The 23380-nt window shown below is 71.3% G+C and carries 24 protein-coding genes and 1 pseudogene; 8 read left to right on the top strand and 17 right to left on the bottom strand.

From position 1 onward, the window contains the following. The first annotated feature begins 80 nt into the window (after positions 1-80). Both ABD120_RS01510 and ABD120_RS01505 read left to right on the top strand, forming a co-directional pair. Positions 81-746, top strand: a complete 666-nt coding sequence (locus ABD120_RS01510; RefSeq protein ID WP_343947804.1) for a potassium channel family protein — start codon at positions 81-83, stop codon at positions 744-746. Then, complete coding sequence (locus ABD120_RS01505; RefSeq protein ID WP_343947803.1) at positions 746-1405, top strand: potassium channel family protein; 660 nt, start codon at positions 746-748, stop codon at positions 1403-1405. The genes ABD120_RS01510 and ABD120_RS01505 overlap by 1 nt, the downstream gene beginning before the upstream one ends. Before the next feature lie 216 nt (positions 1406-1621). On the opposite strand, the gene ABD120_RS01500 is transcribed toward ABD120_RS01505, so the two are convergent. The 5 genes from ABD120_RS01500 to ABD120_RS01480 all read right to left on the bottom strand — a co-directional run bounded on the left by ABD120_RS01500 (position 1622) and on the right by ABD120_RS01480 (position 5077). Continuing rightward, positions 1622-2287, bottom strand: a complete 666-nt coding sequence (locus tag ABD120_RS01500; RefSeq protein ID WP_343947802.1) for a DUF3159 domain-containing protein — start codon at positions 2285-2287, stop codon at positions 1622-1624. A 4-nt stretch (positions 2288-2291) separates the two neighbouring features. Beyond that, positions 2292-2681, bottom strand: a complete 390-nt coding sequence (locus ABD120_RS01495) for an OB-fold nucleic acid binding domain-containing protein (RefSeq protein WP_343947801.1) — start codon at positions 2679-2681, stop codon at positions 2292-2294. A gap of 28 nt (positions 2682-2709) precedes the next feature. Continuing rightward, positions 2710-3357 carry a DUF3710 domain-containing protein gene (locus ABD120_RS01490; protein ID WP_343947800.1) on the bottom strand — a complete coding sequence of 216 codons (648 nt, stop codon included), beginning with the start codon at positions 3355-3357 and terminating at the stop codon, positions 2710-2712. Between the two features lie 47 nt (positions 3358-3404). Next, a complete protein-coding gene (dut, locus tag ABD120_RS01485; RefSeq protein WP_343947799.1) occupies positions 3405-3848 on the bottom strand; it encodes a dUTP diphosphatase in 444 nt (147 codons plus the stop codon). 110 nt (positions 3849-3958) lie between these two features. Further along, on the bottom strand, positions 3959-5077 hold the full coding sequence (locus tag ABD120_RS01480) for an AI-2E family transporter (protein WP_343947798.1): 1119 nt from the start codon (positions 5075-5077) through the stop codon (positions 3959-3961). A gap of 83 nt (positions 5078-5160) precedes the next feature. On the opposite strand from ABD120_RS01480, the gene ABD120_RS01475 reads away from it, so the two are divergent. Next, positions 5161-7326, top strand: coding sequence for a DUF6351 family protein (locus tag ABD120_RS01475; RefSeq protein ID WP_343947797.1), 2166 nt, complete (start codon positions 5161-5163; stop codon positions 7324-7326). Between the two features lie 51 nt (positions 7327-7377). Here the strand turns inward: ABD120_RS01475 and valS are convergent, their stop codons facing one another. Then, positions 7378-9876 carry a valine--tRNA ligase gene (gene valS / locus ABD120_RS01470; RefSeq protein ID WP_343947796.1) on the bottom strand — a complete coding sequence of 833 codons (2499 nt, stop codon included), beginning with the start codon at positions 9874-9876 and terminating at the stop codon, positions 7378-7380. Between the two features lie 80 nt (positions 9877-9956). Here valS and ABD120_RS01465 point away from each other — a divergent pair, with 80 nt between their 5' ends. Next, positions 9957-10235 (top strand): DUF4235 domain-containing protein, encoded by a 279-nt coding sequence (locus ABD120_RS01465; RefSeq protein ID WP_343947795.1) that lies wholly within the window; start codon positions 9957-9959, stop codon positions 10233-10235. On the opposite strand, the gene ABD120_RS01460 is transcribed toward ABD120_RS01465, so the two are convergent. Genes ABD120_RS01460 through ABD120_RS01435 form a run of 6 tightly spaced genes read right to left on the bottom strand, consistent with a single transcriptional unit; the run spans position 10216 to position 16805 of the window. Further along, the gene (locus ABD120_RS01460; RefSeq protein WP_343947794.1) at positions 10216-11601 is read right to left on the bottom strand and encodes an alpha,alpha-trehalose-phosphate synthase (UDP-forming); all 1386 of its coding nucleotides are present in this window, start codon (positions 11599-11601) and stop codon (positions 10216-10218) included. The two genes, ABD120_RS01465 and ABD120_RS01460, sit on opposite strands and share 20 nt — an antisense overlap. A 24-nt stretch (positions 11602-11625) precedes the next feature. After that, positions 11626-13146, bottom strand: coding sequence for an FAD-dependent monooxygenase (locus ABD120_RS01455; RefSeq protein ID WP_343947793.1), 1521 nt, complete (start codon positions 13144-13146; stop codon positions 11626-11628). Further along, positions 13125-14072, bottom strand: coding sequence for an MBL fold metallo-hydrolase (locus ABD120_RS01450; RefSeq protein WP_343947792.1), 948 nt, complete (start codon positions 14070-14072; stop codon positions 13125-13127). The genes ABD120_RS01455 and ABD120_RS01450 overlap by 22 nt, the downstream gene beginning before the upstream one ends. Positions 14073-14092: 20 nt before the next feature. Beyond that, the gene (locus ABD120_RS01445; RefSeq protein ID WP_343947791.1) at positions 14093-14902 is read right to left on the bottom strand and encodes a 3-hydroxyacyl-CoA dehydrogenase family protein; all 810 of its coding nucleotides are present in this window, start codon (positions 14900-14902) and stop codon (positions 14093-14095) included. Beyond that, positions 14899-15636 (bottom strand): enoyl-CoA hydratase/isomerase family protein, encoded by a 738-nt coding sequence (locus tag ABD120_RS01440; RefSeq protein WP_343947790.1) that lies wholly within the window; start codon positions 15634-15636, stop codon positions 14899-14901. The genes ABD120_RS01445 and ABD120_RS01440 overlap by 4 nt, the downstream gene beginning before the upstream one ends. Continuing rightward, the gene (locus tag ABD120_RS01435) at positions 15633-16805 is read right to left on the bottom strand and encodes a thiolase family protein (protein WP_343947789.1); all 1173 of its coding nucleotides are present in this window, start codon (positions 16803-16805) and stop codon (positions 15633-15635) included. Before ABD120_RS01435 ends, ABD120_RS01440 begins: the two co-directional genes overlap by 4 nt. 146 nt (positions 16806-16951) lie before the next feature. Here ABD120_RS01435 and paaI point away from each other — a divergent pair, with 146 nt between their 5' ends. From paaI to ABD120_RS01420, 3 genes are read left to right on the top strand one after another with little or no spacing between them, the layout of a single operon-like run. Then, a complete protein-coding gene (gene paaI / locus ABD120_RS01430; protein WP_343948237.1) occupies positions 16952-17323 on the top strand; it encodes a hydroxyphenylacetyl-CoA thioesterase PaaI in 372 nt (123 codons plus the stop codon). A 1-nt stretch (position 17324) separates the two neighbouring features. Continuing rightward, positions 17325-18620: a phenylacetate--CoA ligase PaaK gene (gene paaK, locus ABD120_RS01425; protein WP_343947788.1), complete on the top strand. Its 1296-nt coding sequence runs from the start codon at positions 17325-17327 to the stop codon at positions 18618-18620. Positions 18621-18624: 4 nt separating this feature from the next. Next, a complete protein-coding gene (locus ABD120_RS01420) occupies positions 18625-19212 on the top strand; it encodes a TetR/AcrR family transcriptional regulator (RefSeq protein WP_343947787.1) in 588 nt (195 codons plus the stop codon). 45 nt (positions 19213-19257) lie between these two features. Here the strand turns inward: ABD120_RS01420 and ABD120_RS01415 are convergent, their stop codons facing one another. From ABD120_RS01415 to ABD120_RS01400, 4 genes are all read right to left on the bottom strand, one after another. Continuing rightward, positions 19258-20067, bottom strand: coding sequence for a hypothetical protein (locus ABD120_RS01415; protein WP_343947786.1), 810 nt, complete (start codon positions 20065-20067; stop codon positions 19258-19260). Between the two features lie 13 nt (positions 20068-20080). Next, positions 20081-20380, bottom strand: coding sequence for a DUF4193 domain-containing protein (locus tag ABD120_RS01410; RefSeq protein WP_090929286.1), 300 nt, complete (start codon positions 20378-20380; stop codon positions 20081-20083). Positions 20381-20665: 285 nt separating this feature from the next. Next, positions 20666-22030, bottom strand: a complete 1365-nt coding sequence (locus tag ABD120_RS01405; protein ID WP_343947785.1) for a sensor histidine kinase — start codon at positions 22028-22030, stop codon at positions 20666-20668. A 16-nt stretch (positions 22031-22046) separates the two neighbouring features. After that, positions 22047-22700: a response regulator transcription factor gene (locus ABD120_RS01400; RefSeq protein WP_343948236.1), complete on the bottom strand. Its 654-nt coding sequence runs from the start codon at positions 22698-22700 to the stop codon at positions 22047-22049. Positions 22701-22923: 223 nt separating this feature from the next. Between ABD120_RS01400 and ABD120_RS01395 the strand changes: the two genes are divergently transcribed. Then, entirely contained in the window at positions 22924-23088 is a 165-nt protein-coding gene (locus ABD120_RS01395) for a hypothetical protein (RefSeq protein ID WP_343947784.1), read from the top strand. Positions 23089-23167: 79 nt separating this feature from the next. On the opposite strand, the pseudogene ABD120_RS01390 reads toward ABD120_RS01395, so the two are convergent. Beyond that, positions 23168-23380, bottom strand: a pseudogene (locus ABD120_RS01390) (hypothetical protein); the annotation flags it as partial.

Below are 23380 nucleotides of genomic sequence, written 5' to 3'. Positions count from 1 at the left end.
CACTGCCGTTCCCCCAGTTACGGCGCTCCCTTATCACGCCATACTGGTGTTGAGACTGCCAACCGCGGACGGCGGAGAGTATGCACATAGTGATCATGGGATGCGGCCGCGTGGGCTCCACCATCGCGCACATCCTTGAGGACAACGGCCACTCGGTCGCGATCATCGATCGGGACCCCCAGGCGTTCCGTCGCCTGCGCGCCGGATTCCGCGGCCGCCGTGTGACGGGCATCGGCTTCGACCGCGACGTGCTCACCGAGGCCGGGATCGAGTCCGCCTCCGCATACGTGGCCGTCTCCAGCGGGGACAACTCCAACATCATCTCCGCGCGGGTGGCCCGCGAGACGTTCGGCGTCGACAACGTGGTCGCCCGCATCTACGACTCCCGGCGGGCCGAGATCTACCAGCGGCTCGGCATCCCCACCGTGGCGACCGTACGGTGGACGGCCGATCAGATCCTGCGCCGCGTGCTGCCCGAGGGGGCCGAGCCGCTCTGGCGCGACCCGACGGGCACCGTCGTCCTGGCCGAGGTCACCGTCAACCAGGCGTGGATCGGCACCCGCGTCATCCACCTGGAGGATCGGGCGCACGCCCGCATCGCCTTCATCAACCGGATGGGCGAGGCGCTGGTCGTCAAGCACGACACGATGGTGCAGGAGGGCGACATCCTCCACGTCATCGCGGCGGAGAGCGACATGGACCGGATCAACAAGGTGCTCGCCGTGGCGCCGGAAGAGGACCACTGATGCGCGTCGCCATCGCCGGGGCCGGGGCCGTCGGCCGTTCGATCGCCGCCGAACTCCTGGAGAACGGGCACGAGGTCCTGCTCATCGACAGCGACCCCAAGGCCATAAAGATCGACTCGGTGCCGCACGCGGAGTGGCTGCTGGCCGACGCGTGCGAGATCTCCTCCCTGGACGAGGCCGGGCTGAACAACTGCCACGTGGTCGTCGCCTCCTCCGGCGACGACAAGGTGAACCTGGTGGTGTCGCTGCTGGCCAAGACGGAGTACGGGGTGCCACGTGTGGTGGCCCGGATCAACCACCCGTCGAACGAGTGGCTGTTCAACGAGTCGTGGGGGGTGGACGTGGCGGTGTCCACTCCGCGCCTGCTGTCGGCGCTGGTCGAGGAGGCGGTGAGCGTCGGGGACCTGGTGCGGCTGATGACGTTCCGGCAGGGGCAGGCGAACCTGGTGGAGCTCACGCTGGCCGACGACGCGCCGGTGGTGGGGCAGCGGGCGGGTTCGGTGCCGTGGCCGACGGACTCGGCGCTGGTGGCGATCCTGCGCGAGGGGCGCGTTCTGGTGCCGACGGCCGACGACCCGCTGGAGGCGGGCGACGAACTCCTCTTCGTCGCGAGCCAGGAGGTGGAGCCCACTCTGGCGCACCTGCTGTCCGGCCACTGACCCCTCTGTCCGGCCACTGACCCTTCAGACACCCCATCCGTCACGGCCCGGCCGACTCGCGCCCACCCGCCGTCCCGCGCGGGCGGAGCGTGACCCTGGAGGCCGTCGGCCGAAGTGCGGCGGTGGGGGCAAGGGGGCTGGGCCGTGACGGAGAAGCCGGTTTTACCCCCAGCAACCGAGAGAAACCGGCTCTACGCCGGCAACCGGGAGAGACCGCTAAGAACCCGCAGGGCGGATCGGGGTGCGGCCTCGGCCGAGCATCCAGACCATGGTGGCCAGGGCGGCGACCTGCAGCGGCCACCCCATGAGGATCTTGGCGATGCCGAGCGCCGCCACCGCCTCGTCCCCGCCGTAGACGTACACGGGCGCCTGCACCGCCACCCGCACCACACACGGCACCATGAGCACCCACGTCAGCCGCGTGCACAGCCGTACGATGCCCGGATCCCGGCGCCACGCCGTAGGGTCGCCCGTGACCGATCCGATGAGGAACCCGACCACCGGCCACCGCGTCACGATGGACATCAGCATGACCAGGCTGTATCCGGCGTTCCACAGGATGCCCGGCAGGAAGTACGCCTTGGCGTCGCCGGACCGGCTGGCGAAGAAGGCGCCGATGGCGATGCCGATGAGGCTGTTGATGACGAACTGGGGCGTCGAGCGCTGCACCAGCCGCACGACGAGCAGCGCCACCGCCAGTGAGACGCTGACGATGAGCGACAGCCGCAGCTGCTCGGTGGTGATCCAGGTGACCGTGAAGGCGATCGTCGGGACCGCCGCCTCGATCATGCCGCGCACCCCGCCGAGCGCCTTGCCGAGCTGGGCGCGTACGGCCGCCTCGACGGTGTCGTAGGCCACTTCCTCAGCCTCGTCGGCCTTCACTCGATCAGCTCCCTGGGCGCAGTTCGTATCGTGGGTTGAACATCACCTTGCGCCCGTCCTGCATGCTGACCAGGCCCTCGGCCTTGACGATGCGGCCGGGTTCGATGCCCGCGATGCGGCGGCGGCCGAGCCAGACGAGGTCGATCACGTCGGACCCGTCGTAAAGCTCGGCCTCCAGCGCGGGCGCTCCGCCTCTCGGGCGCAACGTCACAGTGCGTAGCGTACCGGCAACGCAGAAGCGGCGGCGACCGCCGCACCGCGCGATCGGGGTGGCGCCGGCCTGGTCGGCGTCCTCGCGAAGCTCCTGGGCCTCGATTTCGGACTGCGGCGAGGTCAGCCGGCTGAAGAAGCCGCGCAATCCCCCGCGTTTGTGGGGCTCTGCCGTACTCGTCATGATGACCCAGCTTATGCGATGAGACGCCTCAGCGAATCTCGCTGATTTCAGGTCCTCGCTTGAACGGGTCCAGGGTCGGCTCCGGCTTGTCCTCGACGGTCTTCTCGTTGGGCCGCCGCAGCGTGATGGGCTCCTCACGGGCCATCGGCTCGTCGCCGCGCACGACCACGACGTCGCGGACGAAGCCGAGGAACTCCTGCGCCACCTGATCGTCGAGGGCGGCCCGGCCGCTGACGATGGCCAGCAGCAACCAGCGGGGGCCGTCGACGCCGAGGTAGCGGATGGGTCGCCGCTCGCCGTCGACCTCGACCTCTCCGGCCAGTTCGGTGCCGAGGGGGCCCGGTCGCGCCGCGAGCGTCGGCGAGCTGGAGGTGATCTTGGTGCGGACCTCGTCCCAGAGCCCGGCGGACTTGGGCGCGGCCAGCGCCTGGACCTGCAGCGTGCTCTCCTCGTAGAGGGCGACCACACTCACGTTCTGGTCGCCGACGGCGGCCAGGCGGATGTCGAAGGCCGGCTGGTTCGGCACGCGCAGGCCGCCGAGGTCGATCCGGTCGTTGTCCGGATGCGCCTCCTCGGCGTCCCACGGGCCCCCGTCGCGGGCCTGGCTGGGCGCGTCGGCCCCGGCAGCGGCCCCGGCAGCGGCCTCGGGCTCCTCGCGACGCTTGCGTCGGAACACGGTCTCTCACTCCCTCTCGTCCGGACGGGCGAGCCCCGCCGGAAGTCCTATCGCCCCGTGGAGCCGAATCCGCCGTCGCCGCGCGCGGATCCCGGCAGGCTCTCGACCTCGGCGAAGGCCGCCCGCTCCACCCGCTGGACGACCAGTTGCGCGACGCGGTCGCCGCGCTGGAGGCGGAACGGCTCCTTGGTGTCGGTGTTGATCAGGGTGACCCTGATCTCGCCACGGTATCCGGCGTCGACGGTACCCGGTGCGTTCACGAGCGTGACGCCGTGCTTGGCGGCCAGGCCGGAGCGCGGGTGCACGAACGCGGCGTAGCCGTCGGGCAGCGCGATCGCCACGCCGGTGCCGACCATCGCGCGCTCGCCGGGCATCAGCTCGACGTCCGCCGTGGCGTAGAGGTCGGCGCCGGCGTCGCCCGGATGCGCGTACGCGGGCAGCGGCAGACCCTCGTCGAGCCGCTGGATCAGGACCTCCACGGTGCTGGGCACGGGTTCACCTCGTCGTCATGGTTGCGTTGTCCACGCAAGAGGTTACTAGCAGCCGGGTCGAGTCCCCGGGTGCTCGTTGACGGCTCGCTGACCGTGTCCGGATCCCGGTGTTACGGCGCGGGCTCCTCCTTGGCCGCAGGCGGGGACGGCTGGGGCACCGCGGGCAACGGCATCGGAGGGTCGTGGCGCAGCTGCGGCAGGGCCCGGTAGATGACGGCCGCCACCGGCACCGCGACCGCGGCGCCCGCGATGCCGCCCATCACGCCGCCGACGGCCAGGACGAGGATGATGGCCAGCGGGTGGAAGTTGAGCGCCCGCCCCACGATGAGCGGCTGCAGCACGTGGTTCTCGAGTTGCTGCTCGACGACGAGCAGGATGACGAACAGCAACGCCTTCCACGGCTCGACGGAGCCGAGCGTGACGAGGGTGGCGACCGTACCGGCGAAGAAGATGCCGACGATCGGGATGAAGCTGGCCAGGAAGATGAGTACGGCCAGCGCCGCCCACAGCGGGACGCCGAGCCAGTACAGGACCATGCCCATGACGACGCCGTGGACGGCGGCGACGGCCACGGTGCCCTGCACGTAGTGGGAGACGGTGGTCCACGCGGTCTTGCCCGCCCGGTCGACGCGCGGCGCCATCGAGCCGAAGGCGCGCAGGAACCACGCCCAGATGCGGTCGCCGTCCTTCAGCAGGAAGAACGTGACGAACAGCAGCAGCACGATCGAGGCCAGCACCTCGATGGCGACCTGCCCTGCGGCGATGGCGGTGCTCGTCAGCGCCTGTGACTGGGTGGTGACCAGGTCGGTTATCTGGTCGGCCCACTGGGTGAGCTGCTCCTCGCGCAGGTGCAGCGGCCCGGTGATCAGCCAGTCGCGCACGTCGGTGACGGTGGTGGTGATCTGGGCGGACAGGCGGGGCAGTTCCTCGCTGGCGCGGGCGCCGACCAGCCAGCCGGTGCCGACGATGATGGCCAGCGCGACGAGCATGGTGGCCCAGGTGGCGTAGATCGGACGCAGGCCGGCCTTGGCCCGCAGGATCCGGGTGAGCGGGTAGAGCAGGGCCGTCAGCAGGAGCGCGATGGCGACGGGCAGGGCCACGAAGCTGAGGCGGGCGATGATCAGGGCGAAGAAGTAGACGACCACGCCGACGAGGATCAAGCACACGCTCCACGCGGCTGCTTTGGCGACGAGGGGCGGGACGAGCTTTGCGGTGCGGTCGGAGAACACGTGTTCAAGACTGGCACGCCTCGGCGGAAGATGCGCGCACATATTCCTGGTGAAGCGGCCGCCGCCGTGGCAGGTTCGAAACCATGAGGACTCTGTCGATCTTCGCAGTGGTCGCACTGCTGTTATCCGGGCTGTTCGCCGTGCCCGCCCAGGCGGGCGGGCGGCTCGCGTTGGAGGTGCTGTCCGGCCGGGCCGACCAGGTGAGCGGCGGCGACGCCCTGGTACGGGTCTCCTGGCAGCGCCCCCGCGTCCCCGCCCGCCCGAAGGTGACACCGAAGGTGACGCTGAACGGGCAGGACGTGAGCGCCTCCTTCACCACCGACCCGGACGGCCGCTCGGCCACCGGCCTGGTGCGCGGCCTGCGCGCGGGCGACAACACGCTCGCGGCCGCCGCCCTGTCGCAGCGGGGCACGCTGCGCCTGCGCAACCATCCGATCTCCGGGCCGATCTTCTCCGGCCCGCACCAGTACCCGTTCCTGTGCAAGACCGAGCGCGGCGGCCTCGGCCCGCCGGTCGCCGACAACCAGGACCGCCAGGGCTACCGGGTGGCGGACGGCTGGAGCAGGGACTGCTTCGCGCCGACGGTCACCGACCGGCTCTACCGCACGACGGGCGGCGCGTGGCAGCCGCTCCCGGCCGAGCGGCCCGCCGACATGGCGACGACCACGCTGATGGACGGCAGGCGCGTGGACTTCGTCGTCAAACGCGAGCGCGGCGTGATCAACCGCTTCCTGTACTCGATCGCGGTCGTGGAGGACGGCTGGAACCGGCGGGCGATCTACCGCTTCGACGGCGGGGTGGGCATCGGCCGCGACCAGGGCACGCTGGGCGGCAGCGCCCTGGACGAGCACGGGCTGGGGCTCGGCTACGCGATCATGTACTCGTCGGGGACCCGTACCTCGACCCACTCGAACATGGTGCTGGGCGGCGAGACCGCGCTCATGGTGAAGGAGCGCTTCGTCGAGCTGCACGGTCGCCCGCTGTACACGGTCGGCGTCGGCGGCTCCGGCGGCGGGCTGCAGCAGTACCTCTACGGGCAGAACCACGGCGACCGCGTGATCGACGCGGCCATCCCGCAGTACGCCTTCCCCGACATGATCACCCAGACCATCCACGTGGCCGACTGCGAGCTGCTGGAAAGGTACATGGACGGTGACCCGCGCTGGGCGCGCTGGGACTCGCGCAGCGTCCTCATCGGCATGAACGCCAGCGACACGGTCGCCAACCCGTACACGCGGCGGCCCGGTTCCACCGAGTGCGTGAGCGGCTGGCGCGGCCTGACGCCGCTGTCGCTGAACCCGAAGTGGACCGACGACAACGACCCCGAGTGGGAGCGGATGGACCCGCCGGGGGTCAAGGACGGCGTGCACTGGACCTTGTGGGAGGACCTGAAGAACGTCGTCGGCACCGGCCCCGACGGGTACGCGCGCTCGACGATGGACAACGTGGGCGTCCAGTACGGCCTGACCGCCCTGCGGGAGGGGAAGATCACGCCGGCGGAGTTCCTGGACGTCAACGAGAAGGCGGGCTCGTGGAAGGAGACGCGGGACATGGTCCAGGAGGGCTGCCCGTTCGTGCCCTCGGTCTGTCCCGGCGACTGGGATCCGTGGAGTTCGCGCAACGCCGGTCCCGGCCGCAGGGGCGCGGACCCGGCGGTGGTCCGCGCGGTCGAGCGCAGCGGGCTGGTCTTCACCGGCGACATCGACATCCCGATCATCGACTGGCGCCACTATCTGGAGGACGAGCTGGACATGCACAATTCCCACCAGTCGTTCGCCACGAGGCAGCGGATGCGCGACCACGACGGTGACGCCGCCAACCAGGTGATCTGGTTCACCGACGCCCGCCCGGACGGCCGCCGTTCCGACCAGACGCCGGAGGCGCTGCGGGTGATGGACGAGTGGATGGCCAACCTGCGCGCCAAGCCGTGGCGCGGGGTGGCGGGCAACAAGCCGCCGCTGGCGGTCGACCGCTGCTTCGCCACGGACGGCACGCCGCTCGCCGCCGGTGACGGCGTGTGGGACGGGGTTCTCGACAAGCGGGCGCCGGGCGCGTGCACGCAGCGGTTCCCGCTCTACTCGACCTCCCGGATCGTGGCGGGCGGCCCGATCGAGGGCGGCGTCTTCTCGTGCGGGCGGCAGCCGGTCACGCGGGCGATCGAACGCGGCCTGTACGGCTCCTGGCGGCCCTCGCCCGAGCAGCGGGCCCGGCTGGAGGCGGTGTTCCCGACGGGGGTGTGCGACTACTGACGCGGGCCGGGCGCGCATCCGGTGCGGGACCGGGTGCGCGCCACCCAGGGCTCAGCCGAGTTCCACCTTCACCACCAGGCCCTCGCCGGACTCCAGGACGAACTCCTCGACGCTGCCGGCGCCGCACAGGTCGTCCTGGGCGTGCTGGACGAGCGCCGGGTCGGGCGCCACGACGGTGAGGCGGGAAACCTCGGCGCGCATGGACAGCCTGGCCTCCGACTTGGCCTTGCGGATCTGGCCGAGCACGTCGGAGGCGACGGCGAGCACGGCCGGGTCGCCCTGGCCGTGCTCGGGGGCGGGCCAGGCGGCGCGGTGGACGGAGCCGTCACGCCACCACGACCACACCTCTTCGGTGACGAACGGCAGGAACGGCGCGAACAGCCGGAGCTGGATCTCCAGCGCCCGCCGGAGCGCGGCCACGGCGGAGGCGTCGCCGTCGTAGGCGCGGGCCTTGACGAGTTCGAGGTAGTCGTCGCAGAAGGTCCAGAAGAACCGCTCGGCGACCTCCAGCGCCCTGGTGTGCTCGTAGGCGGCCAGCGCGGCCCCGGCCTCGCGGACGGCGTCGGCCAGCGCGGCGAGCATCGACAGGTCGAGCGGCTCGGTGACCTCGCCCTGCGCGGACTCGAAGCCGAGCACGAACTTCGAGGCGTTGAGGATCTTGATGGCCAGGCGGCGGCCGATCTTGAGCTGGCCGGCGTCGAAGGCGGTGTCGACGCCGTAGCGGCCGTTGGCCGCCCAGTAGCGGACGGCGTCGGAGCCGTGCTTGTCGAGCAGGTCCATCGGGGTGACGACGTTGCCCTTGGACTTCGACATCTTCTTGCGGTCGGGGTCGAGGATCCAGCCGGAGATGGCGACGTCGCTCCACGGCACCCGTCCGGACTCCAGGTGGGAGCGGACGGCCGTGGCGAACAGCCAGGTGCGGATGATCTCGTGGGACTGGGGCCGCAGGTCGTAGGGGGCGACGCGCCCGTAGAGGTCGTCGTCGCTGCCCCACCGCCCGGCGATCTCGGGGGTGAGCGAGGAGGTGGCCCAGGTGTCCATGACGTCGGGGTCGCCCGTGAAGCCGCCGGGGACGCCGCGCTGCTCCTCGGTGTAGCCGTCCGGCACGTCGCTCGCGGGGTCGACGGGCAGGCGGTGCTCAGGCGGCACGATCGGCTCGTCGTAGAGCGGCTGCCCGGCGCCGTCGAGCCGGTACCACACGGGGAACGGCACGCCGAAGAAGCGCTGGCGGGAGATGAGCCAGTCACCGGCCAGGCCCTCGACCCAGTTGTCGTAGCGCACCCGCATGTGGGCGGGGTGCCAGTCGAGCTCGCGCCCGCGCGCGAGCATGCGCTCGCGCAGGTCGGCGTCGCGCCCGCCGTTGCGGATGTACCACTGGCGGGTGGTGACGATCTCCAGGGGACGGTCGCCGCGCTCGTAGAACTTGACCGGCCGGCGCACCGGCTGCGGCTCGGCGACCAGGTCGCCGGACTCGCGCAGCAGCTCGACGACGCGCTCGCGGGCGGTGTGGACGGTCTTGCCCGCCAGTTCGGAGTACGGCTCGGCCTCGACGCCGTGGGGCGGCTCGGGCAGCAGCCTGCCGTCCCAGCCGACGACCGGCCGGGTGGGCAGGTCGAGTTCACGCCACCAGGTGACGTCGGTGACGTCGCCGAAGGTGCAGATCATGGCGATGCCGGTGCCCTTGGCGGGGTCGGCCAGGCGGTGGGCGAGAACGGGCACCTCGACGCCGAACAGCGGGGTGAGCGCGGAGGTGCCGAACAGGTGCCGGTAGCGCTCGTCGTCGGGGTGGGCCACCAGGGCGACGCAGGCGGGGATGAGCTCGGGCCGCGAGGTCTCGATGGTGATGGGGCCCTGGTCGCCGTAGAAGGAGATCGCGTGCATGGCGCCCGGCCATTCGCGGTCCTCCAGCTCGGCCTGGGCGACGGCGGTGCGGTAGGTGACGTCCCACAGGGTGGGCGCCTCGGCGAGGTAGGCCTCGCCGCGCGCGAGGTTGCGCAGGAACGCCCGCTGGGAGATCGCGCGGGACTCGTCGCCGATGGTGGTGTAGAGCAGCGACCAGTCGACGGACAGGCCGACGCGGCGCCAGACCTCCTCGAAGGCCCGCTCGTCGATCGCGGTCAGCCGGTGGCACAGCTCGACGAAGTTGCGCCGCGAGACGGACACCGGGTTCTTGCCCGGCTTGTCGGGCGGGGCGAAGGCCGGGTCGTAGGGCAGCGACGGGTCGCAGCGCACGCCGTACACGTTCTGGACGCGCCGCTCGGTGGGCAGGCCGTTGTCGTCCCACCCGATGGGGTAGAACACCGTTTTGCCCGTCATCCGCTGATAGCGGGCCATGATGTCGCTGTGGGTGTAGGAGAAGACGTGACCGATGTGGAGCGAGCCGGACACGGTGGGCGGCGGCGTGTCGATGGAGTAGACGCCGGCGCGCTCACGGGTGCGGTCGAAGCGGTAGACGCCCTCGGCCTCCCAGCGCGCTACCCATACCTGCTCCAGGCCGTCGAGAGTGGGTTTCTCCGGCATGGCGGCATCGCGTAGTCGCTGCTGAGTCATGCCACCTTATGGTACGGCTTCGCGGGCCCGGCCCGCGCTGGAGACTAGTGTTCGTTACATAGCTGAAGGGGATGGTCGACATGGCTGACGAGAAGCCGGATCTCGCGTGGAGAGTGATCGGGGGGCTGGTGGGCCTCGTCACCGCGTGGGGGGCGAAGAAGCTCCTCGGGTTCGTCTGGGTCAAGGCGACGGGCAAGGAGCCGCCGGTCGACTCGGAGTCGCCCGAGGTGAGCATGGGTGAGGCGATCGGGTACGCGGTGGTGATGGGCGTGGGGATGTCGGTGGCGCAGATCGTGGTCAACAAGACCGCGAAGAAGCGCTACGACGCCTGGAAGGCGCTCAAGACTCCAACGCCCTGAGGAACTCGCTGGCCCAGCGGTCCACGTCGTAGGTCGCCACGCGGCGCCGCATCGTGCGCATCCGCCGGGCCAGCTCGTGCGGCGAGGCGTTCATGGCGGACATCATCTGGCGTTTGACGCCCTCGACGTCGTAGGGGTTGACGAGGTACGCCTGCCGCAGCTCGTTGGCTGCCCCGGCGAACTCGCTGAGCACCAGGGCGCCCTGGTGGTCGTGGTGGCAGGCGACGTACTCCTTGGCGACGAGGTTCATGCCGTCGCGCAGGGGTGTGACGACCATGACGTCGGCGGCGAGGTAGAGGGCGGCCAGTTCGCGCTTGTCGTAGGACTGGTGGAAGTACTGCACGGGCTGCCTGCCCATGTTGGAGTGCTCGCCGTTGATCCGGCCGACCTGGAGTTCGATGTCGTCGCGGAGCCTGCGGTACTCCTCGACGCGCTCGCGGCTGGGTGTGGCGATCTGTACGAACACCGCCTCTTCCGGGGTGATGCGCTGCTCCTTGAGGAGTTCGCCGAAGGCTTCCAGGCGCAGCCCGATGCCCTTGGTGTAGTCGAGGCGGTCGACCCCGAGCAGCACGTGCTCGGGGTCGCCGAGCTCGACGCGGATCTCCTTGGCCCGGTGGATGATCTGCGGGTCGCGCACGAGCGCGTCGAGTTCGCCGAAGTCGACGGAGATGGGGAAGGGCAGGGTCTTGACGGTGCGGTCGTCGAGGAAGATCTCGCTGCTCTTGTGGTTGACGTTGAGCAGGCGTTTGCACAGCTGCCGGAAGTTGGCGGCGCCGCCGGCGAGCTGGAAGCCGACGAGGTCGGCGCCGAGCAGCCCTTCGACCAGTTCCTGGCGCCACGGCAGCCGCCAGAACAGTTCGATGGGCGGGAAGGGGATGTGCAGGAAGAAGCCGATGCGAAGGTCCGGCCGCATCTTCCTGAGCATGGCGGGCACGAGCTGGAGCTGGTAGTCCTGCACCCAGACGACGGCGCCGCGCTCGGCGGTGCGGGCGGCGGCCTCGGCGAAGCGCTCGTTGACGCTGCGGTAGGTCTCCCACATGGCGCGTTCGAAGAGGGGCTGGGCGACCACGTCGTGGTAAAGGGGCCACAGGGTGGCGTTGGAGAAGCCCTCGTAGTAGAGCTCGACCTCCTCGGCGGTGATCGGCACGGGGATGAGGTCCATGCCGTCGTGCTCGAAGGGTTCGAGGAGTTCGTCGGCGGCGCCGGTCCAGCCGAGCCAGGCTCCGTGCCTGCTCTGCATGACGGGGGTGAGGGCTGTGACCAGTCCGCCCGGGCTCCCGCGCCACGAGGCCCTGCCGTCCGGCTCGATCACTCGATCCACCGGCAGCCGGTTAGCCACGATCAGGAACGAGCTTCGGCCACTCACCTTGGGTATCCTCCTACGACCACTCTACGGAAGCCGCAGGGCGCGGCTCACGGCGGCCGCCACCCGGTCGGTCCCCGCGTGGGGGACGATCGCGGCGATGTGGGCGTCGGGCCTGATCAGCCAGGCTTCGTCAGGCGCCGCACCGAGTGTGTCGGCGAGGAGTCCGGTACCGTCGATCTCCGCGAGCTCGACCACGGCGAGCGGCGCCTTGGTCACCTTGCCCAAGATCTGCACAAACAAACGAGAATCGCACATTTCGCCCAGAATCAGTAGAAATCCGTCACGGCACCGCTCGCGCAGCCGTCCCCCGGGGAGGGCGACGTCCGGCACGATCACGCCCGGCGCGGGCGCCTGGCCCGCACCGCGCGGCGGGCGCCCGCCGCAGGGCCGCCCCGGCGTGGTCAGCGGCGAGTCCGCATACCAGTACGGCTCGGCGAAGCGCCCCGAGTCGATCTCCTCGACGGCCCCGCGTTCGAGCACGTCCAGCCGGTGGGCCCGCTCCCCCTCGGTGCGCGGCACCAGGAAGCGCATGGTGGCCGAGGTGACCTCCAGGTTCTCCAGCGCGGCAGCGTGCCGCTCGGTGTGGTAGGTCTCCAGCAGTTCGGCGGGCGCCCAGCCGTGCAGGACGGCGGCCAGCTTCCAGGCCGCGTTCTCGGCGTCGGCGACGCCCGAGTTGAGGCCCCTGGCGCCGAACGGCGCGAACAGGTGCGCGCAGTCGCCCGCCAGCAGCACCCTGCCGGCCCGCATCCGGGAGACCACCCGGGAGTGGAAGCGGTAGACGGACTGCCAGACGAGTTCGTAGTCGCGGGCGCCGACGATCTGCCTGATCTTGGCGTCGACGTCGCCGGGGGCGGCGGCGAAGCCGGGCGGCACCTGCCAGTCGACGCGGAAGGTCGAGTCCGGGCACGGGTGGATGAGCACCTGCCTGCCGGGATTCCAGCCGGGGTCGAAGTAGAAGCGGCGCTCGTGCTCCCAGCCGGGCAGGTCGGTCCTGATGTCGCAGATGAGGAAGTGGTCGGCGAAGCTCTCGCCGTCGAAGGACAGGCCGAGCCCCCGCCGCAGGCCGTGGGCGCCGGCACCGGCGCAGACGAGCGCGTAGGGGGCGCGCAGCACCCGCTCCCCGCAGTGGACGCGCACCCCGTCCCGGTCCTGGGTGAGGGAGGTGACCTCGTGATCCCAGCGCACGTCGATCAGGGGCTGCTCGGCGATGGCGGCGTCGAGCAGTTCCTCGGTGCGCGCCTGCGACAGGTTGACGAACGGCGGCAGCGGCCCGCTCCGCTCGAAGCTCCAGGAGAACAACTCGCGGTCGCGGTAGTAGGTGCGGGCGGTGGTCCAGGTCAGCCCCTCCTCCGCGATCTCCGGTACGCCGAGCGCGCACCACAGGTCGAGGACGTCACGTTGCTGGCAGATCGCCTTGGAGCCGACCGGGTCGCGGGCCGGGCGCCGGTCGAGCACGACGACGGGCAGGCCCCAGCGGGCCAGCAGCAGTGCGGCCGTCTGGCCGACCGGCCCGGCCCCGACGACTACGACTGCAGGGCCGCCCATACCTCCCTGTCCCTTTCCGCCGTCCAGATGACGGGGCGCTCGACGCCGTGCAGTTCGTCCCACAGGCGGGACACGTCGAAGGGCAGGCAGTGCTCGAAGATGGGCCAGCCGCCGTACCGGGGGGCAAGGGCCGCGTGGGTGCGCTCGAAAGCCTCTTTCAGGGTGGCGCTCGCGCCGACCTCCCTGATCATGACGTCGAGGAAGTCGCGCGTCTGGGCGATGGCGGCCGCGACCCCGTCCACGCCTCTGGCCACCGCTCCCCTGCCGCCGACGAGGGTCTCGGCGCCGAAGGCGGCGACGCGGTCGAGGGTGTCTGTGGCCCAGTCGCGGTGGAAGGCGTCGCCGGTGTACAGGGCGGCCTGCGACTCGACCAGGTCGCCCGCGAACATGATCCGCTGCCGGGGCAGCCAGACGACCAGGTCGCCCTCGGTGTGGCCGCGCCCGCAGTGGGCGAGCACGAGGTCGCCTCTGCCGCCGCCGAGGTCGATGGTGAACCTGTCGCTGAAGGTGGCGGTGGGCCGGGTGAGGCCGGGGATGGAGGCGGGGTCCTTGAACAGGCGGGGCATCCTGCCGTACTCGCTGGCCCAGTCCTGCTCGCCGCGTTCGGCGATGAGGCCGCGGGTACGCTCGTGGGCCACGATCACCTCGGCGCCGAACGCGGAGGCGCCGAGGACGCGGACCGCGTGGTAGTGCGTGAGGACCAGGTACTTCACCGGCTTGTCCGCGTGCTCGCGCAGTCTGGCCAGCCACTCGCGGGCGGCGGTGGGTGTGGCCAGCGCCTCGACGCACACCAGGAAGTCCTCGCCCTCGACGGCGCCCACGTTGGGGTCGCCCTCGGCGGTGAGCGCGTAGACGCCGTCGGCGAGGACCTCCAGGGTCTGCCGCTTGTCGGCCAGGTCGGCGGAGGAGGCGAAGGGCTTGCTCATCGGCACTCCGTTCCGTGGCGTCACCAGTCGTAGAAGCCTTTGCCCGTTTTACGGCCGAGCTCACCCTTCGCCACCTTCTCCCGCAGGATCGCGGGCGGCTCGAAGCGCGGGCCGAGCTTGGCGTGCAGGTACTCGGCGATGGCCAGCCGCACGTCGAGCCCGACGAGGTCGCCGAGCCTGATCGGCCCCATCGGATGCCGGTAGCCCAGTTCCATGGCGGTGTCGATGTCCTCGGGGGCGGCCACGCCCTCCTCGACCATCCGCATCGCCTCCAGCCCGAGCAGGACCCCGAGGCGGCTGGAGGCGAAGCCGGGCGAGTCGTTGACGACCACGCCGGTCTTGCCGAGCCGCCCGACCCAGTCCCGGGCCCGCTGGAGCACGCGGTCGGGGGTGGCGGGGGTGACGACGATCTCGACCAGAGCCTGCACCGGGACCGGGTTGAAGAAGTGCAGGCCGATGAGCCGCGCGGGTACGTCGAGGCCCGCCGCGAGCTCGGAGATGGACAGCGAGCTGGTGTTGGAGGCGAGCACGGCGTCCGCGCCCACCCGCGACTCGGCCTCGGCGAGCACCGCGACCTTGAGCGCCGGATCCTCCGGCACGGCCTCCACGACCAGGTCGGCGTCGGCCGGCACGGGGCCCATCGTGAGCCGGGCGAGCGCCTCCTTCGCCGCCGCGCCGCCCTTGGACTCGGCGAGCGCCAGGCCCCTCTCGACGCGCTCGCGCGCGGCGGGCGCGTCCGGTTCCTGGACGGTGACCTCCGCCCCCGCCGACAGGAAGACCTGGGCGATGCCCGCCCCCATCCGCCCGCCGCCGATGACCGCGACCCTCATCCGGTCCTCCTGTCGAGAAAGGCCCGCATCCGCGAGCGCTTGTCCGGGTCCTCGAACAGCACCGCCTGCGCCAGGTGGTCGGCGAGCGGATGCGCGCCGGGCGGGGCGTCCAGGACCAGCTTGGTCAGGCGCAGCGCCGCCGGCGACATCGCGCCCATCCGGTCGATGAGCGCGTGCGCGGCGGCCTCCACCCCCTCCGGCTCGTGCAGGGAGGCGACCAGGCGGCTGGACAGCGCCTCCTCGGCGCCGATCGGGTGCCCGGCCAGCAGCACCAGCTTGGCCAGCGGCTCGCCCACCAGCTCCTTCAGCCGCCAGCAGGCGCCGGCTCCGGCGATGATGCCGAGGTTCGGCTCCGGGTTGGCGAACCTGACCCGGGTACTGGCCACCCGCAGGTCGCAGGCGTAGGCGAGTTCGGCGCCGCCGCCGAGCGCGTAGCCGTCCACGGCGGCCACCGTGGGCATCGGCAGGCGGCGGATCCGCTCGAACAGCGTGCTGTTGACGCCCTGCAACGCCTGGTCGCGGCCGCGTTCGAGAAGCTCGGCGAGGTCGGCGCCCGCCGCGAAGAAGCCCGGTGTGCCGCTGGTGAGCAGCAGCGGCAGCGGCTCGCGTTCCAGCCGGGCGCACACCTCGTGCAGTTCGCCGACCATCTCGGCGTCGATCGCGTTGCGGGCCTGCGGGCGGTGCAGCCGTACGACGAGGCGGTCGTCGCGCTCGTCCAGGATCAGCGTGTTCACGGGCGCTCCACCAGCATCGCGACGCCCTGGCCGACACCGACGCACAGGGCGGCGAGGCCGGTGCGGGTGTTCTCGCGCTCCATCCGGCCGAGCAGGGTGACGACCAGGCGGGCGCCGGAGCAGCCGAGCGGGTGGCCGAGCGCGATGGCGCCGCCGTCGGCGTTGACGGTGGCGGGGTCGAGGCCCAGACGGCGGACGCAGGCGAGCACCTGGGGGGCGAACGCCTCGTTGATCTCCACCGAGAGGTCCGCCACGTCGGCCGGGTCCCGTCCGGCGCGGGCGAACGCCTTCCGCGTGGCGGGGACCGGGCCGAGGCCCATGAGCCGGGGTTCGACCCCGGCGGCGGCACCGGTGAGGATGCGGGCGCGCGGGATCAGCCCGTGGCGGCGCACGGCTTCGCCGCTCGCCACGACGACGGCGGCGGCGCCGTCGGACAGCGGCGACGCCGACCCGGCCGTCACCACCCCGCCGGGACGGAAGATCGTCCTCAGGCGGGCCAGGCGTTCGAGCGAGGTGTCGGCGCGCGGCCCCTCGTCGGCGGTGACCTCGCCCACGGTCACGAGCTCCCGGGCGAAGCGGCCCTCCTTCGCGGCGGCGACCGCTCTGGTGTGCGATCGCAGCGCCCAGGCGTCGGACTCCTCGCGGCCGATGCCGTCGAGTGCGGCGACCTCCTCGGCGGTCTCGCCCATCGACAGGGTGGTATCGCCGGGGAAGGCGGGGTTGGTGAGGCGCCAGCCCAGCGACGTGTCGGCCACCTCGCCCGGCTTGGCCCACGGGGTGCCCGGTTTGGCCATCACCCAGGGCGCCCTGGTCATCGACTCCACGCCGCCCGCCACCACCAGGTCGGCCTCCCCCGCCCGTACGGCCTGCGCCGCCGACACCACGGCGCTCAGGCCGGAGGCGCACAGCCGGTTGACCGTGTACCCGGGAGTGCTCACGGGCAGCCCGGCCAGCAGCGCCGCCATCCTGGCCACATTGCGGTTGTCCTCGCCCGCCTGGTTGGCCGCGCCCAGGATCACCTCGTCCACGGCCTCCGGATCGGCGCCCGCGCGGCGCAGCGCCTCGCCCACGACCAGCGCGGCCAGGTCGTCCGGGCGCACTCCGGCGAGGGCGCCGCCGTACCTGCCCAGGGGGGTGCGGACCCCTCCGACCAGAAAGACCTCGTTCATGGGGATTCCTCACGTGTCCGGTGTCGCGAGCTCGGACTTCGGGTAGGTGCTGCGGACGTCTCTTGACAGAGATCCCGCACGGTGGAATGTTTACCGAACATTCGGTCAGTTGACAAGGGAGACCTGCGTTGGACAGCGCACGTCGCATGCTGGCCGCCGACACGGCCTCGGCCGCGCTCGGCATCGAACTCATGGACCTCGCCCCCGGCCGGGCCGTCTGCCGCATGACCGTGACCGCCCGGATGGTCAACGGGCACGGCCTGTGCCACGGCGGGTACGTGTTCCTGCTGGCCGACACCGCCTTCGCCTGCGCCTGCAACACCCACGGCCCCGTGACCGTCGCGGCCGCCGCCGAGATCACCTTCGTGGCGCCCGCACGCGAGGGCGACGTGCTCACCGCGACGGCGGCCGAGCGCACCCGCTTCGGCCGCAGCGGCGTCTACGACACCACCGTCCGCGACGCGGGCGACCGGGTCGTGGCCGAGTTCCGCGGTCACAGCAAGCAGCTGAGGAGCTGAGATGAGATACGGCGGCGCCCCCGAGCCCGGCGAACTCGACCCTGCGGAACGCCTGTCCCGCGACGAACTGGCCGCCCTGCAGCTCGAACGCCTGCGGCGGATCCTCGACCACGCCTACCGCAACGTGCCCTTCTACCGGCGCAGCTTCGACGCGCACGGCGTCCACCCGGACGACTGCGGGGAACTCGCCGACATGGCGCGCTTCCCCTTCACCACCAAGGAAGACCTCCGCGACAATTACCCGTTCGGGATGTTCGCCGTCCCCCGCGAGCGCATCGCGCGCATCCACGCCTCCAGCGGCACCACCGGACGGCCGACCGTGGTCGGCTACACACGCGGCGACGTCGAGCTGTGGGCCGAGGTCATGGCCCGCTCGATCCGCGCGGCGGGCGGACGTCCCGGCCAGCTCGTCCACGTCGCCTACGGCTACGGCCTGTTCACCGGCGGGCTCGGCGCCCACTACGGGGCCGAACGGCTCGGCTGCGCCGTCGTGCCCGTCTCCGGCGGCATGACGCCGCGCCAGGTGCGCCTCATCGAGGACTTCCGGCCGGAGGTCATCATGGTCACGCCGTCGTACCTGCTGGCGCTGCTCGACGAGTTCGAGAACCAGGGCCTCGACCCCCGCCGCAGCTCGCTCCGGACCGCGATCCTCGGCGCCGAGCCGTGGACGGAGGACATGCGCGCGGAACTGGAGGACCGCTTCGACCTGCACGCCGTGGACGTGTACGGCCTGTCGGAGGTGATCGGCCCCGGCGTCGCGCAGGAGTGCGTCGAGACCAAGGACGGCCTGCACGTCTGGGAGGACCACTTCTACCCCGAGACCGTGGACCCGTTCACCGGGCAGGCGGCCGAATCGGGCGAACTGGTGCTCACCACGCTCACCAAGCAGGCCATGCCCGTCATCCGCTACCGCACCCGCGACCTGACCAGGCTGCTGCCCGGCACCGCCCGCCCGGCGTTCCGGCGCATCGAGAAGATCACCGGCCGCAGCGACGACCTGATCATCGTGCGCGGGGTCAACGTGTTCCCGACCCAGATCGAGGAGCTGGTGCTCCGTACGCCGGGCCTGTCGCCGCACTTCCAGCTGCGCCTCACCCGCCCGGGACGGCTCGACGTGCTGACCGTCGTGGTCGAGTCGCGGCCCGGCCTCACCGACCCCGAGCGGGCCGCCGCCGAACTGCGCGGCGCCGTCAGGGACGGGGTCGGCGTGCGCGTCGAGGTGGAGATCGTCGGCCCTGAGACGCTGGAGCGCTCGGTGGGCAAGCTCAAGCGGGTCGTGGACAGCCGGGATAATTGACCTCATGGCCACCACCAGCCGCAGACGCGGGCGCGGACACGACCCCGAGTCGGTGCTGTCGGCCGCCGTGGGCGTCTTCAACGAACGCGGCTACGACGGCACCAGCATGGAAGATCTCGCCCGCGCGCTCGGCGTGACCAAGTCGGCCATCTACTACCACGTACCGGGCAAGGAGCAACTGCTCGCGCGGGCGCTCGACCGGGCCCTCGACGGGCTGTTCGAGGTGGTGGCCGACCAGCGCGCCGCCACCGGGCCCGCGATCGAGCGCCTGTCCTGGGTCGTACGGCACAGCGTCCGCGTCCTCGTCGAGCGCCTGCCGTACGTGACGCTGCTGCTGCGGGTGCGCGGCAACAGCGCGACCGAGGTGGCCGCGCTGGAGCGGCGGCGCGAGTTCGACCGGTTCGTGGCCGCGCTGGTGAAGGAGGCGGCGGCGGCGGGCCAGATCCGCGCAGGACTGGACCCCGCGCTGGTGACGCGGCTGCTGTTCGGCACGGTCAACTCCATCACCGAGTGGTACCAGCCGGGCCGGGGTACGGCCGACGACCTGGCCGACGCCCTGCTCGCGATGGCCTTCGACGGCCTGCGCGTCTGAACCTCGTCCCGTTCGCGGCGCTGTCGAGGGGGCGGCGCCGCAAGGTCAGGAGCCGAGCTCCCGGGGGTCGTCCGGGTGGAGTTCGCGCACGGCGGCCAGGTGCGGGGGCGCCTGCTTGCCGCGCAGGTCGGCGCGCACCGCCGCGCTGAGTTTCTTGGTGGCCGCCCGGTTGAGCACGCCGCCCGCCACGGCTCCGGTGAGGAACGGCCCGAGCGTCGTCAGGTGGCGGCCGAGGGTCCTGAGCAGCCGGTTGCGCACCGCCGTCTTGGCGGCCGCGCCGAGGGCGAGGCTGACGGAGGTGGGCGCCAGCGGGTCGATGCCGCGCTGCTTGGCCCACGCCGTGGTGAAGGCGACGGCCCGCTGGGTGCCGGTGCCCTCGATCCGGACCCCGTAGACCTCGTGCAGCTCGGCCAGGAGTTTGACCTCGATGGCCGCGACGACGATGGTCTCGGCCACGAGCTGCGCCGGGGCGGAGAGCAGGAGGGGTGGAGCGGCGAACTCGGCGGCGGCCAGCGCCCCGCCGATCGCGCCGACGGTCATGGTGCCCTTCTGCGCGGTCCGCACCAGGTCGTCGGCGAGTTGCTCGCCGGTCAGGCCGTGATGGTGCTCGGAGAGCGTCTGAAGGTCCCTGATCGGGATGCGGGGCGCGATGTTGAGAAAGACGTCGGCCAGCCACCGGCCCCGGGTCTCCCCGCTCTCGCGAGCCCTCTTGCTCCCGGCGGCGAGGGTCCGGGTGAGTCGGCCGAGCAGCTTGCGCCGCTCGGCCGGCTCCAGCTCACCGGAGTCGGTGAGCCGGCCCACGATCTCGCCGACTTCCCTCGCGGGGTCGGCGTGCTCCCTCTCAGGTTGTGCCACGATGCCTCCTTGGTCAGGCGGCGCACTCCCGGCAGACCTGCTGTCCGTTCCTCTCGGAGGCCAGCTGGCTCCGGTGGTGCACCAGGAAGCAGCGCGAACAGGTGAACTCGTCGGCCTGGCGGGGAATCACCCGCAGGGAGAGCTCCTCGTTGGACAGGTCGGCCCCGGGCAGCTCCAGCGACTCGGCGAGGTCGGTCTCGTCGATGTCGATGCTTCCGGACGACTTGTCCGTGCGCCGCGCCTGAAGTTCCTGAAGGCTGTCTTCCCCCAGGTCGTCATCGGTCTTGCGCGGGCTGTCGTAGTCGGTAGCCATTGTTCTTACTCCATCCCCCTCAGCTCTATGTCTTCGCGCTCGTCGCGCGTCTTCTAACGTCCGGGACGCTCAACTTGTGCCCGTTCCGTCGGGAGATTTTGCATCGGTACCCCGCGGGAACGGTAGTCGAACCTCCCAACACGTCAGGGCACGGTACCGGGGACAGCAGTTAGCCAAATATGGCGAAACCCGCAGCCTCGGCGTCTTGCACCACCGTGTTCGACGGCACATCCAACCACATGTGCGGCGTGAACGAGACGCCCGCGGGCGAGCAACACGCCGGTGTCAGCGGCTGGGGAGCCGAATCGTCACCACGAGCCCTCCACCCTCTCGGGGGACGGCGGAGACGTCGCCTCCGTGTGCCTGCACGACCGCGCGGACGATGGACAGTCCGAGGCCCGATCCCTTGGCAGACTCCACCCTGTCGGTGTGAAGCCTCCTGAAGGGCTCGAACAGACTGTTCACCTCGTACGCCGGGACATGTTGGCCGGTGTTGGCCACCTGAACAACCAACCCCCTGTCCCCAATTCCCGTTCGGATCCAGACTTTTCCGTTCTCGGGGAGGTTGTACTTGATGGCGTTCTCCAGCAGGTTGCTGATCGAACGCTCCAGCAGCACCGGGTCACCCAGCGTGGCGCCCGGCTTCAGGTCGGTGGTGACGGCGACGCCCTGCTCGTCGGCGAAGGGGGTCACGATCTTCAGGGCGGTCCTGGCGACGTCCTCGATGTCGAGGGGTTTGCGGACGGCCAGCTCGCGTTCGCTCCTGGCGAGCAACAGCAGGCCCTCGATGAGCTTCTCGTTGCGCGCGTTGACCTCGAGGAGCGTGCGGCCCAGGGTTTTGAGGTCCTCTGACGTTTCGGGATCGCCGAGGGCGATCTCCAGCACGGTCCTGTTGATGGTGAGGGGGGTGCGCAGTTCGTGGGAGGCGTTGGCCACGAACCGGCGCTGAGTGTCGAAGGCGACGTTGAGCCGGGTCAGCATGTCGTCGAAGGTGTCGGCCAGTTCCTTCAGCTCGTCGTTGGGGCCCTGCAGGCCGATACGCTGGTGCGCGAGGGTGCTCTCCGAGAGCTTGCGGGCCGTGGCCGTGATCTTGGTGACCGGGCGCAGCGCCCGCTCGGCCACGAAGTAGCCGACGATGATGGCGAAGATGCCGACCCCGATCAGCGCAAGGATCGAACTCTGCACGAGCACGTCGCGCGCGTAGGCGACGGCCTCGGCCCTGGCGTTGTCGAACTTCGCCTCAAGGATCGCCTGCTGGATCACGTCCAGGCCCCTGGTTTCGAAGGGCAACTGCCAGGCGACGTCGATGGCGTTGCCCACGATGACGTACAGCATGGAGATGACCACGGCGGAGGCCGCGAAGAACACCAGGCTGTAGGTCATCGTGAGCCGCCACCGGATGCTGACCTTGTTGGGCAGGTCCTTGAGCATCTCGGTGTGGGCACGCGCGGGCCCCTCCACGACCTCGGGCGGCGGCGGGCCGTCCCAGGCGGGTGGGCCGCTGGGCGGCGGCGCCGGTTTGTCCCCGGCCCGGCGAGGGTGCGGGTTGATCATCGGGTGGGTCGGTACCGGGTCGCTCACCAGGACTCCTCCGCCGACCGCCGGGCCCGCCCGCCCCGCCGCGCGGACGCGGCGGGCGGACTCGGACAACGGTCGGCTCCTCGGCTCACAGCTTGTATCCCACTCCGGGCACGGTCTCGATCACCTGCGGCTCCCCGAGCTTCTTGCGCAGCGTCATCATCGTCACCCGCACCACGTTGGTGAACGGGTCGATGTTCTCGTCCCATGCCTTGTCCAGCAGGTCCTCCTGAGAAACCACGGCGCCTTCGGCGCGCATCAGCTCCTCCAGGACGGCGAACTCCTTCTTGGTCAGCACGACCTCCTTGCCCTCGCGCTCGACCAGCCGCTTGCCCGGGTCGAGGCGGATGCCGCTGCGCTCCAGCACGGGCGGCAGCGCGGGCGCCGAGCGGCGTCCGAGGGCGCGCACCCGCGCGACCAGTTCGACGAAGACGAACGGCTTGGCGAGGTAGTCGTCGGCGCCGAGGCCGAGCCCCTCCACCTTGTCGTCCACGTCGCCCGCCGCCGTCAGCATGAGGATGCGCGAGGCCGAGCGCTGCTCGACCAGGCGCCGGCAGACGTCGTCGCCGTGCACGACCGGCAGGTCGCGGTCGAGCACGATCACGTCGTAGTCGATGTAGGAGGTGCGCTCCAGCGCGCCACCCCCGTCGTAGGACACGTCGACGGCCATGGCCTCGCGCCGGAGACCGGTCGCGATCGCGTCGGCGAGCACCCGCTCGTCCTCCACCACCAGCACTCGCACTGCCTGGTACACCCTCTTTCCCTACCGATGCCACATTCTCCGCACACGACGATAAGCGCACGGTAAGGCATGCGTGGGCACGGGAGCCGCAAGCCATCCCCAAATCCATGTTTCAGAGGGTGGGGGGGTGGGGTACACATGCGGGACACCCACCGCCGTGTGCCTCGGAGCGGCATGCCCGCGCTCCGAACCCCCTGTCAGAGCCCCCGAGAGAGAAGGTGCGATGGGCGAGTTCACCACGACGATCGAACGCCGCCTCGACCAGGCCTACCGTGGCCTCAAGGAGGCCAGGTGCGCCGGTGACGACTACCTCGCCGACACGCTCGGCGCGGAGATCGAGGACCTCCGGCGGCTGGCGGACGAGCACGGTGTCCCGCTGCCCCGCTGAGGACCGTACGAGGACGGCCTGAGGACGACAAGACCGGCCGGGGCCCTGGAGGAGGGCTCCGGCCGGTTCACGTCCACGCTCAGGCGCCGCGCTCGCGGTCGTGGGGCGCCGCGAGGGCGTCGCCTTCGCGCTCGTGGGGCCCGAGGGCGCCGTTTTCCGCGTGGGGCGTGAGGGTGTCGCGTTCGGGGTCGAGCGGTACGAGGGCGTCGTGGAGTTCCTCGTACAGGCCGGGGGCGGCGCAGAGCGCGAACGACGGGCCCGCCGGCAGGTCGCCGAGGCCGGCGAGGCGGGC

Origin of the sequence: Nonomuraea longicatena (genome assembly GCF_039525605.1) — a bacterium.
Lineage (GTDB): Bacteria > Actinomycetota > Actinomycetes > Streptosporangiales > Streptosporangiaceae > Nonomuraea > Nonomuraea longicatena.
The sequence above is the reverse complement of the archived record's forward strand: the minus strand, read 5'-3'. Positions and strand labels throughout refer to the sequence as shown.

What these genes read in the sequence shown, in the direction of transcription:
- ABD120_RS01510 (WP_343947804.1), top strand. Translation starts at nt 81, where the DNA reads ATGCACATAGTGATCATGGGATGCGGCCGCGTGGGCTCCACCATCGCG.
- ABD120_RS01455 (WP_343947793.1), bottom strand. Translation starts at nt 13,146, where the DNA reads ATGGGCGGCCCTGCAGTCGTAGTCGTCGGGGCCGGGCCGGTCGGCCAG.
- ABD120_RS01420 (WP_343947787.1), top strand. Translation starts at nt 18,625, where the DNA reads ATGGCCACCACCAGCCGCAGACGCGGGCGCGGACACGACCCCGAGTCG.
- ABD120_RS01435 (WP_343947789.1), bottom strand. Translation starts at nt 16,805, where the DNA reads ATGAACGAGGTCTTTCTGGTCGGAGGGGTCCGCACCCCCCTGGGCAGG.
- valS (WP_343947796.1), bottom strand. Translation starts at nt 9,876, where the DNA reads ATGACTCAGCAGCGACTACGCGATGCCGCCATGCCGGAGAAACCCACT.
- ABD120_RS01395 (WP_343947784.1), top strand. Translation starts at nt 22,924, where the DNA reads ATGGGCGAGTTCACCACGACGATCGAACGCCGCCTCGACCAGGCCTAC.
- paaK (WP_343947788.1), top strand. Translation starts at nt 17,325, where the DNA reads ATGAGATACGGCGGCGCCCCCGAGCCCGGCGAACTCGACCCTGCGGAA.
- ABD120_RS01505 (WP_343947803.1), top strand. Translation starts at nt 746, where the DNA reads ATGCGCGTCGCCATCGCCGGGGCCGGGGCCGTCGGCCGTTCGATCGCC.
- ABD120_RS01465 (WP_343947795.1), top strand. Translation starts at nt 9,957, where the DNA reads ATGGCTGACGAGAAGCCGGATCTCGCGTGGAGAGTGATCGGGGGGCTG.
- ABD120_RS01475 (WP_343947797.1), top strand. Translation starts at nt 5,161, where the DNA reads ATGAGGACTCTGTCGATCTTCGCAGTGGTCGCACTGCTGTTATCCGGG.
- ABD120_RS01445 (WP_343947791.1), bottom strand. Translation starts at nt 14,902, where the DNA reads ATGAGGGTCGCGGTCATCGGCGGCGGGCGGATGGGGGCGGGCATCGCC.
- ABD120_RS01410 (WP_090929286.1), bottom strand. Translation starts at nt 20,380, where the DNA reads ATGGCTACCGACTACGACAGCCCGCGCAAGACCGATGACGACCTGGGG.
- paaI (WP_343948237.1), top strand. Translation starts at nt 16,952, where the DNA reads ATGCTGGCCGCCGACACGGCCTCGGCCGCGCTCGGCATCGAACTCATG.
- ABD120_RS01450 (WP_343947792.1), bottom strand. Translation starts at nt 14,072, where the DNA reads ATGAGCAAGCCCTTCGCCTCCTCCGCCGACCTGGCCGACAAGCGGCAG.
- ABD120_RS01495 (WP_343947801.1), bottom strand. Translation starts at nt 2,681, where the DNA reads ATGACGAGTACGGCAGAGCCCCACAAACGCGGGGGATTGCGCGGCTTC.